Consider the following 15,626-nt stretch of genomic DNA (forward strand, 5'->3'; position numbering starts at 1 on the left):
AGGTCTTTTTTGCGTCTGGAGTAGTAAAAACTGCCTATTTAGCTTGTTTGTTGCGGCAATTTTTCTTCAAACAATGACCATACATCGCTAAGGCGTGTTCCTGGAGCTTAAAACCCAGATTTTTGGCTATATCCCGCTGCCTTTTTTCAATGGCTTCATCCACAAACTCCTCAACATGGCCGCAGTCAATACAGACTAAGTGGTCATGGTGCTGACCCTCATTCAGTTCGTAGATGGCTCTGCTATCGCCCTTGCTGGATTCAAAATGGCTACGGAGAAGCAGGCCAGCTCGCTCAAACTGGGTAAGAACCCGGTAAACCGTTGCTAGGCCGATCTCTTTGTCCTCTTTAGCTAAAGCCATAAAAACATCTTCAGCACTGAAGTGAGTGCCACCGTTTTGATGGAAAAAATCCAGAATTTTCAGCCGCGGACCAGTTGCTTTTAGGCCGATATCGCGTAAATCTTCAGGGGTAGGGATTTGGGTCATATTTATGGCATTGGGAGCTAAAATCAATGTCTTAATGATACGGCCAGCCATGCAAAATTGCCTTGAACTTTTTACCCGCTTTTTAAACCCGGTTTTGAGGGGTGCCTCTTCCCCTGTTCGGTTGGGGATTGTGTCTTTAGCTCTACTGGGATTGCTTGGGGTGACAGGCTGCACTTCTGCAGTTGATGAAACCCAACGCGCTTGGATGAATAAGATTTTTAGACCTTACGTGCCTGATGTCGTACAAGGTAACTTCATCTCTAGCGAGCAATATTCCAAATTGCAACTAGGTATGACGCGTGAACAAGTGCGCCAAATTATGGGCACGCCATTATTGGCTAGCTATTTCCACGCCAATCGGTGGGATTACATTTTTGAATTCAAGCGTGCTGGTCAGCCGATTAGCAAAGAACGTCATGTCACCATCTTTTTTGATGGTGAGAAAGTGGTGAAATTTGAGGGCGATGCATTGCCAACTGAAGTGGAGATGGTTGCTGAGATTGATAACTATGCCAAGACAAAGCGTTCATTCTGGGAAGTGATTACTGGGGCCAATAAGCCGCCTGTTACACCACCACTGCAGCAACCAGAACTTTTGGTGACAAGCAAGACCGATAATTTGCCAGTAGGTGCGGCTATACCTGCGGCTAATACTAGTAGCTCATTCTGGGACTTTTTTAGCTTTTCAAATAAGCAGCCAGATGCGCAGTCTCCACAGTTAGGGCCGGGCACTTTAAATGATGTGCCTAAGGCAACTGATTCTAAGTAATAGAAAACACTTTTGTATCGATGCCAGGATTAACGTTTTGGCTCACTTGAATAAGAAGCGAAGAAACACATGATGAAGATTGCAATTGCAGGTGCTACAGGTCGTATGGGCAAGATGCTGATTGAGGCTGTTCTCAATACGGCAGATGCTCAATTGGTTGGTGCGCTCGAACACACCACTTGCCCACAATTAGGTGAGGATGCTGGTGCGTTCTTGGGTAAAAAGACGGGCGTATTGATTTCTGCTGATGTTGCTCAAGTATTGGCGAATGCCGAGTTCTTAATTGACTTCACTAGACCTGAGGGCACGATGGCACATTTAGCTGTTGCCGAAAAGACCGGTACCAAAATGATTATTGGTACTACAGGCCTGACAACTGATCAAATTACTAGCCTGAAAAATGCTTCTGCAAAATTAGCGATTGTGTTTGCTCCAAATATGAGTGTGGGTGTTAACGCCACCTTCAAGCTATTGGAGATCGCTGCCAAGATGCTTAACCAAGGTTATGACATTGAGATTATTGAAGCGCATCATAAGTATAAAGTCGATGCTCCTTCTGGCACCGCACTCAAGATGGGTGAAGTGATTGCGGATGCTCTGGGTGAAAAGCTAGATGACGTAGCTGTCTATGCGCGCGAGGGTCATACCGGCGAGCGCAAGGAAGGCTCGATTGGTTTCGCAACTATTCGTGGTGGCGATATCGTAGGTGACCACACTGTTTTGTTTGCTGGCGATGGTGAGCGTATTGAAATTAGTCATAAGTCCTCAAGCCGTCAGTCCTATGCTCAAGGTTCATTGCGCGCCGCACGTTTCTTGCAAAACCAAGGTAATGGTTTATTTGATATGCAAGATGTCCTTGGCTTACGTAAGTAATCTGTCAATTAATTAAAAAATAGAAGAAAAGAGTCGTCGAAGAATGAGTAAGGATTACGACTACCGCAGTATTGAGGCGGCAGCGCAAGCTGATTGGGAAGCTGCGCAAGTCTATCGAGTGACTGAGGGCGCTGTAGATGCGCAGGGCAAGCAAAAGCCAAAATACTACGCCTGCTCTATGTTGCCTTACCCATCTGGCAAGCTCCACATGGGGCATGTGCGTAACTACACCATCAATGATGTCATGGCGCGTCAACTCCGCATGCAGGGCTATAACGTTCTCATGCCAATGGGTTGGGATGCCTTTGGTATGCCTGCAGAAAATGCGGCGATTCAGAATAAAGTACCTCCAGCAAAATGGACCTACGACAACATTGCTTATATGAAAAAGCAAATGGCTGCGATGGGTTTGGCAATTGACTGGTCGCGTGAAGTTGCAACCTGCAGTCCTGATTACTATCGTTGGAACCAGTGGCTTTTCTTGAAGATGTTAGAAAAAGGTATTGCGTATCGCAAGACTCAGGTAGTGAACTGGGATCCAATTGATCAAACGGTTCTAGCGAATGAGCAGGTGATTGATGGTCGTGGCTGGCGCTCTGGCGCATTGGTGGAGAAACGCGAGATACCTGGGTACTACTTCAACATCACTGCATACGCTGAGCCATTACTCTCCGGTTTAGATGGTTTGGGTTGGCCTGAACGCGTCAAGACAATGCAGCAAAACTGGATTGGCAAAAGTCGTGGCGTTCGTTTTGCTTTTAAGCATGAGATTGCCGATGACCATGGCAACTTTATTCAAGATGGTTTGCTCTATGTATTTACTACTCGTGCAGATACCATCATGGGCGTTACTTTCTGTGCAGTAGCTGCCGAACATCCCTTGGCTACTAAAGCAGCAGCCAATAACCCAGAGCTCGCTGCATTCATTGAGAAATGCAAAACGGGTAGTGTGATTGAAGCTGATCTAGCTACCCAAGAAAAAGAGGGCATGTTTACTGGTTTGTATGTGACGCATCCTTTGACGCACGAACCTGTGCCTGTCTGGGTTGGTAACTACGTATTAATGTCCTATGGCGATGGCGCGGTCATGGGCGTGCCAGCACACGATGAGCGTGATTTTGCATTTGCGTTGAAGTACGACTTGCCAATTAAACAAGTGATTGCACTCAAAGGTGAGTCACCAATGTTTAATGCCACTCGCTGGGAAGATTGGTATGCCCAAAAAGACGATGTGGTTTGCTTTAATAGCGCTCAGTTTGATGGTCTATCGCATGAAGAAGCTGTGAGTGCTGTTGCGAAAGAATTTGAAAAACTTGGTATTGGTGAAATTAAGACCACCTATCGTTTGCGCGATTGGGGCATTTCTCGTCAGCGCTATTGGGGCACACCGATTCCAATTATTCATTGTGGTGATGAGAGCAATCCTGGCTGCGGTGCAGTTCCTGTACCCGAGGCAGATCTGCCGGTAGTGTTGCCGGAAGATTGCGTGCCGGATGGCAGCGGTAATCCGCTCAATAAACGCGCTGACTTTTTGAATGTCAAATGTCCGAAGTGCGGCAAGCCTGCACGTCGTGAAACTGACACCATGGATACTTTTGTAGATTCCTCTTGGTATTTCATGCGCTACACCGGTCCAAATGCGAAGACCATGGTCGATGAGCGTAATGAATATTGGATGCCGATGGATCAATACATTGGCGGAATTGAACATGCGATTTTGCATTTGCTCTATGCGCGCTTCTGGACCAAGGTCATGCGTGACCTCAATCTCATTACGTTTGATGAGCCCTTCCAGAATTTGCTGACCCAAGGTATGGTTCTCAATGAAACCTACTACTCTGAGGATGCTTCCGGTAAAAAGACTTGGTTAAATCCTCTTGATGTGGAATTAGACCTTGACGAAAAAGGTCGTCCTCAAGGTGCCAAGCTCATTGGCGACGCTTCAAATACTCCGGTAGTCATTGGTGGCGTTGAGAAGATGTCAAAGAGCAAGAACAATGGCGTAGATCCACAAGCATTGATTGATCAATACGGGGCTGACACTGCACGCTTATTTGTGATGTTTGCCGCACCGCCTGAGCAACAGTTGGAATGGTCTGGCGCTGGGGTAGATGGTGCTTCTCGCTTCTTGCGTCGCGTATGGATGTACTCTAGCAGTCAAGCGAGTGCCTTGCGTGATGCATCTGATAGTTTGCCTAACAACCTCAGCGATGCTGAAAAAGAATTGCGTCGTGAAGTTCATACGATTTTGAAGCAAGCTAATTTTGATTATCAGCGTCGTCAGTACAACACGGTTGTCTCTGCTGCAATGAAGATGCTCAACACGCTTGAACCCATCAAGCTTGAGCAGAATGCTGCTATTAGCGCGCCGGTCTTGCGTGAATGCCTGAGTATCTTATTGCGTGTGCTCTATCCAGTAGTTCCACACATGACTCATGTGTTGTGGAAAGATCTTGGCTACACCAAATCTTTTGGACCTTTGCTCGATGCACCTTGGCCTTCTATAGATGAAGCTGCTTTAGTACAAACAGAACTGACGTTAATGCTGCAAATTAACGGCAAGTTGCGTGGTGATATTAAGGTGCCTGCTGATGCAAGCAAAGAGCAAGTTGAAGTCTTGGCTTTGCAAAGTGAGCCTGCACAAAAAGCATTAAATGGTGGCACACCGAAGAAAGTAATTGTGGTACCTGGTCGCTTGGTCAATATTGTTGCTTAACTAGAAGAAGATATGAGCGTAAATTCCCTGCGTCGCGCAATGCTAGGCTTAATTGCCACTGCTCCGTTAAGTGGATTGATCGCTTGCGGCTATCGTCTGCGAGGTATGGTGGATTTGCCATTTAAAGTGATTGCGATTACAGGCAATCCATCTCCGCCCCTCAGGGCAGATCTGCAGACAGCTATTCTGACGGGTACTGATGCGAAGGTTGCCATCAACCCGAAAGACGCAGATCTCATCTTGGAAATTACCAACGACATTAATGGTCGTGAGATTTTGGCTTACAACTCTAATGGCCAAGTCTCAGCTTATCGCCTCAATATTCGGGTTGGCTTTAGAGCTTACGATTTGGCTGGGGCCGAGATTATTCCTGAGGCAGAGATCTACATGACTCGCGATATGGACTTTACGGTTTCTACTGTATTGGCTACCGATGTTCAGATTCAGCAGTTCTTAACCCTGATGCGTAAAGATTTAGCTATTCAGATCTTGCGTCGCGTTGCTGCTGCTGCAAGAGCGCCGCAAGCAAGAGCATTCTAAGGGTAGATAAGGCATGGTGAAAGTAGATGCCTTGCAAGTGCACCTCAAGTCTTTGAGTTCTGGCGGTGCAATGTTGCCACTCTATATCTTTAGTGGTGATGAGCCGCTGCTAATGATGGAAGCAATGGATCAATTGCGAGCTGCTGCGAAGAAACAAAACTTCACTGAACGAGAAGTTTTATTGCAAGAGCGTGGATTTGATTGGAGCGCTCTCTTAAATGCAGGCCAGACCATGTCGTTGTTTGGTGATAAACGTTGGGTAGAGTTGCGCATTCCAACGGGCAAGCCCGGACGGGATGGAGCTGACGCCTTAAAGCAATTTGCCGCTCAAATTGCTACGCAAGCTGTTGGATCTGATGGTCCAGATACGGTTGTTTGTATTGTGTTGCCGCGCTTGGATGGTAAGACTAAGACATCTGCCTGGTTTAGCGCGCTAGATGAAGCCGGTATGGCAATTCAGATTGATTCATTAGATCGCAGTCATTTACCGCAGTGGATTTCTGGGCGACTGAAGCGCCAGGATCAAGAAGTCGAAGCAGGGCCACAAGGTCAGCGCGCACTCGAGTTTATTGCCGATCAAGTAGAAGGCAATTTGATTGCCGCTCATCAAGAGATTTTGAAGTTAGGCTTGTTGTATCCCACTGGAAAATTAAGCGAAGAGCAAATTCGCTCCTCCATTCTGAAAGTGGCGCGTTACAACGTCTTTGAATTAACAGAGGCAATGCTTGCTGGCGATCTTGCGAGACTAAATCGTATGCTAGATGGCTTAAAAGGTGAGGGTGAGCCACTGGTATTGATTCTGTGGAGCGTAACCGAAGAGCTTCGGATACTATCTAAATTAAAGGCGGCTAGCGATGCAGGTGAGTCTGTACAAAACCTCATGCGTGCAAACCGGATTTGGGGCAACAAAGAACGTTTGTACCCAGCAGCATTAAGAAGGGTTCAGCCTTTGAAGTTGCGAAGAGCAATGCAGGTGGCTGCAGGCTTGGATCGTCAGGTTAAAGGATTGTATGCAGCCGAATTGCCAGCGGATCCTTGGGATGGGCTGCGTTTGGTTGGAAATTTATTACGCTAAATATGAAGAAGTAACGGGAAATAAGAGATTAAGAAATGAGTTCAGCGATTAAAGAAATGATGCAAGACATTGGGATGCGAGCGCGCGCTGCATCGCGGGCCATGGCACGTGCATCTAGCGAGCAAAAAAATCAGGCTTTATTGCATATAGCAAAAGTTGTTCGTCAAAAGTCAGAAGAGATCCAGAAGATTAATCAGGTGGATGTTGAGCGTGCCAAAGCCAATGGCCAAGACGCGGCCTTTGTTGATCGCTTAACCATGACGCCTAAAACCATTGAAACCATGGCATTGGGTTTGGAGCAGATCGTTTCCTTAGAGGATCCGATTGGAAAAATATCTGCTTTGCAAAAGCAAGCATCGGGAATTGAGCTGGGTCAGATGCGTGTGCCGCTAGGTGTGATTGGCATCATTTATGAATCCCGTCCGAACGTCACTATTGATGCTGCTGCTTTGTGCTTAAAGTCAGGCAATGCGGTGATTCTACGTGGCGGTTCCGAGGCAATTGATTCTAATACCTTGTTAGCTCAAATTATTCAGGATGGGCTGGCTGCTGCAGGCCTGCCTAAGGATGCAGTCCAAGTCGTGATAACTACGGATCGTAGCGCTGTAGGCGAGATGATCACGATGACTCAATATATTGATGTGATCGTGCCACGCGGCGGCAAGAGTTTGATAGCACGTCTCATGGCTGAAGCACGCGTGCCTATGATTAAGCACTTAGATGGCATTTGTCATACCTATATCGACGCCGACGCTGATGTAGCGATGGCTGTGAAGGTGTGTGATAACGCTAAAACTCAACGCTATGCGCCTTGTAATGCGATGGAGACTTTGTTGGTCAATCAAGAGATCGCACAGAAAGTATTGCCAACCCTCTGCAAGATTTATCAAGATAAAGGTGTAGAGCTGCGGGTTGACAGTTTGACTCGCAAGACCCTTGAGGCAAATGGTTTTCAGAACTTAGTGGATGCCAGGGAAGAAGATTGGCAGACCGAATATTTGGCACCAATTTTGTCGATTAAGACTGTGGCAAATATCGATGAGGCCATGAATCATATTGAGCAATACGGTAGCAAACATACTGATGCCATCATCACCAACAACAAAGCGCAGGCCGATCGCTTCTTGCGTGAAGTAGATAGTGCTAGCGTCATGGTCAACGCTAGTACCCGCTTTGCAGATGGCTTTGAATATGGCCTTGGTGCTGAAATCGGTATTTCAAATGACAAGCTACATGCTCGCGGTCCAGTTGGTTTAGACGGTTTGACTTCATTGAAATACGTAGTGATGGGTCACGGCGAGATTCGCACCTAAAGTTAATAGTTATATAGAGCACACTACATATGAGCAATTCCTACCTCTGGGTGAAAACCTTTCACATCGTATTTATTACCTCGTGGTTTGCGGGTTTGTTTTACTTGCCTAGAATTTTTGTGAATCTAGCAGAAGAGAAAAACACCGAAGCGTATGCCCGCCTTTTAGGTATGGCTGATCGCCTCTTTCGATTTATGACGATCTTGGCTGTGCCAGCTGTATTGCTAGGTCTGACCCTATGGCTTTATTTTGGCATTGGTGCTGGAGATGTGTGGATGCATGCCAAATTGTTTTTTGTGATTCTGGTGATTGGTTATCACCATGCCTGCTTTAGCTTGCTCAAGAAATTTCGTGCTGGCGTGAATAAGCGTTCCAGTGTTTGGTTTCGTTGGTTTAACGAAGTGCCAGTGATCTTGCTAATCATCATTGTGGCTTTGGTGCTCTTCAAGCCATAAAGCACAACCTATTTTTTTAATATCTTTTTAGACTGTTAGCCCCATGAGATTTTTTGTTGTTTGCCCAGGTGGCTTAGAAGTACCGCTTGCCCAGGAGCTTGCAGAGATTGCTGGGCGCCCAGAATGTAAGGCCTTAGGAGCGTGGGTGATCGACCCAACCCCCACTAGCCCTACTGGCGGTGTTGGTCTTGCTGCGCCGCTATCTGCTGCTATGGCGCTGAACTTGCATTCGCGTATTGCGAGTCGAGTCTTGTTACAAATGGCGCAAGCACCTTATAGACAAGAAGATGACTTATATAAATTAGCTAGCGGCTTGGCATGGGAGGAGTGGTTCACCTCTAAACAAACTTTACGAGTGGATGTCACAGCCCATCGCTCACCATTAAAGAGTTTAAATTTTGCGACTCTCAAAATTAAAGATGCCATCGTCGATCGCTTGCGCGATGTGACTGGTGATCGTCCGAGTATTGATACTGCCTTTCCGGATGTACGAGTCCAGGCGCATTTGACAGCAACCCAAGTCACTATCTATTTAGATACTTCAGGCGAAGCATTGTTCAAGCGTGGCTGGCGTGACGAAAAGGGTGATGCGCCCCTAAAAGAAAATTTAGCTGCTGGTATTTTGTCTTTCACGGCTTGGAAGCCTGGCCAAGCCCTATTTGATCCTATGTGCGGTAGCGGTACCTTTTTAATTGAAGCAGCGCAGATGGCCTTAGCAATTCCACCGGGTGCTATTCGTGCTGGGATGTATGGCGATGATGCCAAGCCAAGCAGATTGGCCTATCGGCCTTTAGTGACTTCAGCCCATGGCTTTGGATTTCAGAGGCTTAAGCCATTCAATGAAGCTGCTGAGCAAAAGCGTTGGGTCGATTTAAAAGAGGCAGCGCTTGCGTTGATGCTAGAGAAGCGTAAGCAGCTTCCTAGTGTGGACTCGTTAAAAATCAGTGGTGGCGATATTAATGAGAAATTGGTATCGATGTTTAAAGGCAATTGGCAAAGAGCCCAATTGCCAGATCAACCAGTAGTTCGTCAGATTGATGCTTTAGCCGCTAAACCTCCAGGCAATATGAATGAAGGCGTCATGTTGTTGAATCCTCCATACGGCGAGCGCTTGGTGATTAAGGGTGGCCGTGGGCAGGATCGCGTATCCGCTGAAGACGCCAATTACGATGAAGAACCTGAAAATCGTTTTGAGATGAACCTAGAGACGGGCCGCCAAAGTGCAAAACGATCTAGTCGTGAATCCTTGAAAAAGCTGCAGGCTCAGGAAGAACAAGATCCAAAGTTTGTCGAGTTTTTGCGTCAGTTTGGCCAACATCTCAAAGATGACTTTGGTGGCTGGAACATATTTGTCTTGACGGCAGATATGGCTCTGCCAGGTCAGTTGCGTATCAAAGAATCCAAGCGTACCCCGATGTTTAATGGCCCGCTTGAATGTCGTTTATTTAAGTTTGAGATGCATGCTAAGCGACCAACTTAATGTGGTTAAAGACCTTAAAATAAAAGAAGAAGCTTAAAGAAACTAAGGATAGGCGGAGAGCAAGGTAATGGAATTTAAAACGTATATGTGTTTGATCTGTGGCTGGGTGTATGACGAAGCTGCTGGTTTGCCTGATGAAGGTATTGCACCGGGAACTCTATGGAAAGATGTCCCAATGAATTGGACTTGTCCAGAGTGCGGTGCTCGCAAAGAAGATTTTGAAATGATGGCGATTTAATTTATTGAATTCGAAAGCAATGATGTCAACAGTAGATCAAAACGCAGTTTTATTTGAGCGTGCGCAAAAAACTATTCCAGGGGGCGTGAATTCACCGGTGCGAGCCTTTCGTCAGGTGGGTGGTATCCCCCGTTTTGTTACTAAAGCTCAAGGCCCGTACTTCTGGGATGCAAACGATCAGCGTTACATCGATTTAATTATGTCTTGGGGCCCAATGATTGTGGGTCATGCAAATCCTGAGGTAGTGGCGGCCGTACAAAAAGCTGCTGAGACCAGTTTTAGTTATGGTGCACCCACTGAGGGTGAGATTGAATTAGCCGAGCGTATTTGCGCTCTGATGCCAAGCGTTGAACAAGTGCGCATGGTTTCTAGTGGGACTGAAGCAACAATGAGTGCTTTACGACTGGCTCGCGGCTTCACTGGTCGTGACTTAATTATTAAGTTTGAGGGCTGCTATCACGGACATGCGGATAGCTTGTTAGTTAAAGCGGGTTCAGGTTTGCTGACTTTTGCCGACTCCACCCAGAATGCGCCATCTTCTGGTGGTGTTCCGCAAGATTTAGTGAAGCATACCTTGGTGCTGCCGTATAACGATGTGGCTGCAATTGAAGAAGTCTTCAAGAAGCAGGGCGATCAAGTTGCCGCTGTGATCCTGGAACCAATTGCCGGCAATATGAATCTCATTCAGCCATCAAAAGAATTTTTGTCTACCATCCGCAATCTCACTAGCAAGCATGGCAGTGTCTTGATTTATGACGAGGTCATGACTGGTTTTAGAGTCGCCTTGGGTGGCGCACAGTCTTTGCAAGGCATCACACCTGATCTCACATGCCTGGGTAAGGTGATGGGCGGTGGTATGCCCATGGCAGCATTTGGTGGCAAGAAAGAGATTATGAATAAGCTTGCCCCTTTAGGTAATGTTTATCAGGCGGGGACTTTATCCGGAAATCCTGTGGCGGTTGCTGCAGGCTTAAAGACCTTGGAGATTATTTCTCGCGAAGGTTTTTATGAATGCTTAACAGGCCAAACTGAAAAGCTCATGGCTGGTCTAAAGATGGCGGCTGATAAAGCCAATGTTCCTTTTGCTGTTGATAGTGTTGGCGGTATGTTCGGTTTTTACTTTACCGATCACGTTCCCACCTCCTTTGAAGCAGTGACAAAATCCAATATTGATGCCTTTAAGAAATTCTTTCATCTCATGTTGGATCAGGGCGTCTATTTAGCGCCTTCAGCGTATGAGGCTGGCTTCACTTCAATTGCTCATGACAATGTTGTGATTGATGCCATTATTACTGCTGCTGAGAATTCATTTAAAAAACTTTAAGTAAACGTTTTTTATTCCAGCAAGTCATTACATTCGGAGTGGGTGGTCATAACCATTCGCCTGAATAAGCTCCAGATGTTTAGAGTCTTTATTTGTATTGGAGATTTCTAGGGCAGAGAGCTTGCCACCCCAAACGCAGCCAGTATCTAGACCAATCACATTGTGTTGGCGAAGTAAGCCTAGCGTGGACCAGTGGCCAAAGTAGGTCAGAACATCCTGGGTTTTTCTGCTAGGTACCGTGAACCACGGAATATAACCTTTGGGGCCTTGCTCCAAACCCTCTTTACTCTCAAATTCCATTTGGCCAGTTGGTGTGCAAAAGCGCATCCGCGTGAGTGCATTGGTAATAATGCGAAGGCGCTCGTAACCTTTGAGTGAATTACTCCACTTATTCGGGGTGTTGCCATACATATTTGCCAGAAAGTCTTTGTATGACTTACTCCGCAAGGTTCTTTCAACCTCTTGAGCGCACTCAATCGTTTGCTGTAAATCCCATTGCGGTAAGACCCCTGCATGAACCGTTAATACATTGCCATTGCTCAATGCCATGGGACGATTGCGAATCCAATCAATCAGTTCCTTACGATCTGGCGCCGCGAGTATCGGTTGGATGGTATCCAAGCCCTTGGGTTTGCGAAGACCGGCATCAATCGCTAGAAGATGGAGATCATGATTACCTAAGATACATTCAGCGCGACCAGATTCCTGTAAGACTTTAAGTTGGCGCAATGCACCTAAAGAATCTGGCCCACGGTTAACAAGGTCTCCCAAAAAAATCATCTTGGATTTTTTAGGAAGTTTCTTGACTAAGGCTTTTAACGAAGGTGCGCAGCCTTGCACATCACCTACGGCATAGATCTTGCTCATACCTAATCTTAAAGCGGAACTGTGAATAGATCTGAATTTAAGTGGAATAAGACCGGATTAGGCAACTTTTTTGACTACGCTGTAACGCACTAGAGTGCTCTTACGCGCCTCATCATGGTCCACTACTGGCAGCGGATAATCGCGTCCAAGCACTAGCCCTGCAGCCTCTAACTCAATATGCCCGGCTTTCCAAGGGGCGTGGATGGATTTCTTGGAGAGTTTTTCCAGTCGAGGCAGGTAGCGTTTGATGAACTTACCTTCGGGATCAAACTTCTCTGATTGGGTAATGGGGTTGAAGATGCGGAAGTAGGGTTGGGCATCACATCCGGATGATGAAGCCCACTGCCATCCGCCATTGTTTGAGGAAAGCTCAAAGTCATTGAGATGTTCTGCAAAGTAGGCCTCACCCCAGCGCCAATCTATACCTAAGTCTTTGGTCAGAAAGCTGGCCACCACCATGCGTAAGCGGTTGTGCATATAACCACTTTGGTTGAGTTGATGCATTGCTGCATCGACAAGGGGATAACCTGTTTTACCTTCGCACCAAGCGGAAAATAGTTTCTTTGCTTTAGCACCAGACTCCCAAACAATATTGTCGTAGTCTGGTTTAAAAGATGCACCTGATGCAAGGCGTGGATGATTGGCTAGGATCATGAAATAAAAATCACGCCAAATCAATTCGCTTAACCAAATAGTTGCACCCATGCTACCGGCTAGCATGCGACGGTGAGCTTCGCGTACCAACCCTCTAATAGAAAGCATGCCAAAGCGAAGGTGAGTTGAGAGATAGCTGACTCCCTTAATTGCGGGGAAGTCCCTGCCAATTTGGTATTGGTCAATCCGCGGCAGGAAGTCTTCTAAAAAGGCTTGGCCCCCTTCGGAGCCAGGCGGTAGATAGCTTTCAATGCCAGTGGGGCAAAAGCCCATCGACTCAAGAGAGGGAAATACTTGACTTAACTTTTTCGGAATGGGTGCAAATTGCCCAGGTTTTGGATTGCATTCATAGGCAGCAAGATCTTTTTCTTGGAGAGTCTTGAGCCAGTTATTTTTATAAGGCGTAAAGATTGAAAAAACGGTATTAGAGTTGGTCAGGATTTCCTTCTTCTCAAAAATTACTTGATCCTTATAGGTCTCAAATCTAATATCTTGCTTCTCTAATTGAGCTTTAACCGTTTCATCGCGTTCAATGGCCGATGGTTCATAGTCATGATTAGTGAAGACTGCCTCAACACCCAATTCTTTTGCAATTTCGGGAATGCATTCTGTTGGCCGACCAAATCGAACAATGAGTCCGCCACCTTGCTTGCGAAGTGCATCATCAATTTGCTTTATACCTTGCCAGATGAAATCCACGCGGCGGTCATGCTTGAGGCCATTAGCATCTAAATCACCCTTCAATAAGGGTTTGAGAATAGTGGTATCGAAAATGAAAGCCAGCCAAACTTGGCCGCTTTCTTTCAGGGCGTGGTGAAGCGCGGCATTGTCATAGAGGCGGAGGTCACGGCGGAGCCAAACGAGAGCTTTTTGCATAGCCCCTATATTAGGGCTTATTTAGAGTAAATGCAGGCGGCTAGTTGGGGTAATCAGGTTAAGATCCTAAGGAATTATGGATACGATCTTTTTTATTCTGTCGAAGGTAGTGCAATTTTGTATAGAGCCCTTAAATTGGGTGCCTATATTGATTTTCTTGGCCTTACTTTTTCTGTCTTTACGAAAACCACACCTCTGTAAAAGATTCTTAATACTGGCCTTGTTGGATTTGGCTCTAGTGGGCTGGCTTCCTGCATCTGAAGTCTTTCTAAGTGCGCTTGAAAATACCGTCACGAAAACAGAGATTGCAAAATTAGCAAACAATGACGTAGGTGGCATCATTATTTTGGGTGGCGCTATTGAGGATGGGGAAATTATTGGGGATCGCGGCGAGGTTTCTCTGCGATCATCCGCTGAGCGAGTGACTAAAGCATTTGAGTTGATCCGCAAGAATCCAAATATACCGTTCATCTTCAGTGGTTATTCAGGTCGAATTACCCCCAGGGGTGTTTCAGAGGCAGACGCATTTAAGCAATTGATTCAAGAACAGGGCTTAAGTGAGCAGAATGCGCATTACGAAAATCAGTCTCGTAATACCTATGAAAATGCGCTTCATAAGAAGCCAGTGATCGAAGAATTCGGATTAAAAACGGATGCTGGCCAATTAAAACCATGGCTTTTAATTACCTCTGCCAGTCATATGTACCGTTCCACCAAGATTTTCGAAAAACAAGGCTTGGATGTAATTCCGATCTTAGTGGATTATCAAACGGCTAATAGCCTTCAGTGGACGATGTTTGACTTAGTGGATGGCGCTCACAACTGGAACATCCTGGTCCACGAAATAGTGGGACTTTTTGCTTACTGGATTACCGGAAAAATCTAGATATTCTGTAAAATACAACCCATGACTTCTGCTAAAAAAGCACCTCCTGCTTCAGAACGAGCTTCTGTATCAGAGTCATCAATTTCTTTTTCTGCAGACCATCTTGCCAATCAGTTCTTAATTGCCATGCCTGGCATGGTGGATCCTAATTTTGCTGGTTCCGTAATTTACCTTTTTGAGCATACCGAGAGGGGCGCAATGGGTCTGGTGATCAATCGTCCCACTGAGGTCGATTTAGGAACTCTCTTTGACAAGATTGAGTTGAAATTAGAGATCGCCCCTTTAGTAAAGCAACCGGTCTATTTTGGTGGTCCCGTGCAGATAGAGCGCGGCTTTGTATTGCATGAATCCGATTCGCTATCTCCTTATAGTTCTTCCTTGATTATTCCTGGTGGACTGACAATGACCACTTCTAAAGATGTTCTCGAAGCGGTTGCTGTAGGCAAGGGCCCGCAACATTTTTTGATGACCCTGGGTTACGCCGGATGGGGTGCTGGTCAGCTTGAAGAAGAAATCACGCTCAATGGCTGGATGAATGTGCCACTAGCGCGAGAGCAAATGATTGAGATTATTTTTAATACCCCCTCAAGTCAGCGATACGAAAAGGCTGTGAGTCATCTAGGTTTTGATTTGTCTCATTTGTCTGGAGAGGCCGGACATGCCTAAGGCATTGACGATGATGGCATTTGACTACGGCACTCGCAGAGTGGGTGTGGCAGTCGGTAACACCATGACAAAGGCTGGCCAAGCATTAAAGACTATCAAGGCGCCAAGTAGCGATGCGCTTTTTCAGGAAATTGAGCATCTCTTGAAGGAGTGGCAGCCTGATCAAATCGTGGTTGGTAGGCCAGTACACCCAGATGGTGCCTCCCATGAGATGACCAGTAAGGCAGTTCGCTTTGGCAATCAATTGCAGGGACGCTTTCATTTACCGGTTCACTGGGTAGATGAGCGTTATACCTCCGCAGTTTTGGAGGGAGACCCGAAGATGCACGACAATCTAGATGCGCACTCTGCAGCACTCATTTTGGAGCAGTATTTTGCAGAACAAAGCATGCAGTCTTGAAGTTAAA

The 15,626-nt window shown here is 46.3% G+C and carries 16 protein-coding genes; 13 read left to right on the plus strand and 3 right to left on the minus strand.

All coding sequences use genetic code 11. The features are described 5' to 3' along the window. Positions 1–34: 34 nt before the first annotated feature. Positions 35–478, minus strand: coding sequence for a ferric iron uptake transcriptional regulator (gene fur / locus AOC21_RS01185; RefSeq protein WP_215392702.1), 444 nt, complete (start codon positions 476–478; stop codon positions 35–37). A 139-nt stretch (positions 479–617) separates the two neighbouring features. On the opposite strand from fur, the gene AOC21_RS01190 reads away from it, so the two are divergent. The 10 genes from AOC21_RS01190 (at position 618) to hemL (ending at position 11,270) form a co-directional block, all read left to right on the plus strand. Next, positions 618–1,256 carry an outer membrane protein assembly factor BamE gene (locus AOC21_RS01190; RefSeq protein ID WP_251371528.1) on the plus strand — a complete coding sequence of 213 codons (639 nt, stop codon included), beginning with the start codon at positions 618–620 and terminating at the stop codon, positions 1,254–1,256. Positions 1,257–1,328: 72 nt separating this feature from the next. Then, a complete protein-coding gene (dapB, locus tag AOC21_RS01195) occupies positions 1,329–2,129 on the plus strand; it encodes a 4-hydroxy-tetrahydrodipicolinate reductase (RefSeq protein WP_215392703.1) in 801 nt (266 codons plus the stop codon). A 43-nt stretch (positions 2,130–2,172) separates the two neighbouring features. Beyond that, complete coding sequence (gene leuS, locus AOC21_RS01200; protein ID WP_215392001.1) at positions 2,173–4,845, plus strand: leucine--tRNA ligase; 2,673 nt, start codon at positions 2,173–2,175, stop codon at positions 4,843–4,845. 12 nt (positions 4,846–4,857) lie between these two features. Continuing rightward, entirely contained in the window at positions 4,858–5,385 is a 528-nt protein-coding gene (gene lptE, locus AOC21_RS01205) for an LPS assembly lipoprotein LptE (RefSeq protein ID WP_215392002.1), read from the plus strand. 13 nt (positions 5,386–5,398) lie between these two features. After that, positions 5,399–6,460 (plus strand): DNA polymerase III subunit delta, encoded by a 1,062-nt coding sequence (gene holA / locus AOC21_RS01210; RefSeq protein WP_215392003.1) that lies wholly within the window; start codon positions 5,399–5,401, stop codon positions 6,458–6,460. Between the two features lie 35 nt (positions 6,461–6,495). After that, positions 6,496–7,773, plus strand: a complete 1,278-nt coding sequence (locus AOC21_RS01215) for a glutamate-5-semialdehyde dehydrogenase (RefSeq protein WP_215392004.1) — start codon at positions 6,496–6,498, stop codon at positions 7,771–7,773. Between the two features lie 29 nt (positions 7,774–7,802). Further along, complete coding sequence (locus AOC21_RS01220) at positions 7,803–8,228, plus strand: CopD family protein (RefSeq protein ID WP_215392005.1); 426 nt, start codon at positions 7,803–7,805, stop codon at positions 8,226–8,228. 43 nt (positions 8,229–8,271) lie between these two features. Next, positions 8,272–9,708, plus strand: a complete 1,437-nt coding sequence (locus tag AOC21_RS01225; protein WP_215392006.1) for a class I SAM-dependent RNA methyltransferase — start codon at positions 8,272–8,274, stop codon at positions 9,706–9,708. Positions 9,709–9,775: 67 nt separating this feature from the next. Continuing rightward, the gene (locus AOC21_RS01230) at positions 9,776–9,946 is read left to right on the plus strand and encodes a rubredoxin (RefSeq protein WP_071464595.1); all 171 of its coding nucleotides are present in this window, start codon (positions 9,776–9,778) and stop codon (positions 9,944–9,946) included. Positions 9,947–9,968: 22 nt separating this feature from the next. Beyond that, a complete protein-coding gene (gene hemL / locus AOC21_RS01235) occupies positions 9,969–11,270 on the plus strand; it encodes a glutamate-1-semialdehyde 2,1-aminomutase (protein WP_215392704.1) in 1,302 nt (433 codons plus the stop codon). A gap of 27 nt (positions 11,271–11,297) precedes the next feature. Here hemL and AOC21_RS01240 read toward each other — a convergent pair whose 3' ends face one another. Beyond that, complete coding sequence (locus AOC21_RS01240; protein WP_215392007.1) at positions 11,298–12,137, minus strand: symmetrical bis(5'-nucleosyl)-tetraphosphatase; 840 nt, start codon at positions 12,135–12,137, stop codon at positions 11,298–11,300. A gap of 57 nt (positions 12,138–12,194) precedes the next feature. After that, entirely contained in the window at positions 12,195–13,667 is a 1,473-nt protein-coding gene (locus AOC21_RS01245; protein ID WP_215392009.1) for a deoxyribodipyrimidine photo-lyase, read from the minus strand. Between the two features lie 76 nt (positions 13,668–13,743). On the opposite strand from AOC21_RS01245, the gene AOC21_RS01250 reads away from it, so the two are divergent. The 3 genes from AOC21_RS01250 to ruvX all read left to right on the plus strand — a co-directional run bounded on the left by AOC21_RS01250 (position 13,744) and on the right by ruvX (position 15,619). Continuing rightward, positions 13,744–14,553, plus strand: coding sequence for a YdcF family protein (locus AOC21_RS01250; RefSeq protein ID WP_215392010.1), 810 nt, complete (start codon positions 13,744–13,746; stop codon positions 14,551–14,553). Positions 14,554–14,679: 126 nt separating this feature from the next. Then, positions 14,680–15,219: a YqgE/AlgH family protein gene (locus AOC21_RS01255; protein WP_251371590.1), complete on the plus strand. Its 540-nt coding sequence runs from the start codon at positions 14,680–14,682 to the stop codon at positions 15,217–15,219. Further along, positions 15,212–15,619 carry a Holliday junction resolvase RuvX gene (ruvX, locus tag AOC21_RS01260; protein ID WP_215392013.1) on the plus strand — a complete coding sequence of 136 codons (408 nt, stop codon included), beginning with the start codon at positions 15,212–15,214 and terminating at the stop codon, positions 15,617–15,619. The genes AOC21_RS01255 and ruvX overlap by 8 nt, the downstream gene beginning before the upstream one ends. The last annotated feature ends 7 nt before the right edge of the window (positions 15,620–15,626 follow it).

The organism is Polynucleobacter sp. VK25, from assembly GCF_018687355.1.
Taxonomy (GTDB): Bacteria; Pseudomonadota; Gammaproteobacteria; order Burkholderiales; family Burkholderiaceae; genus Polynucleobacter.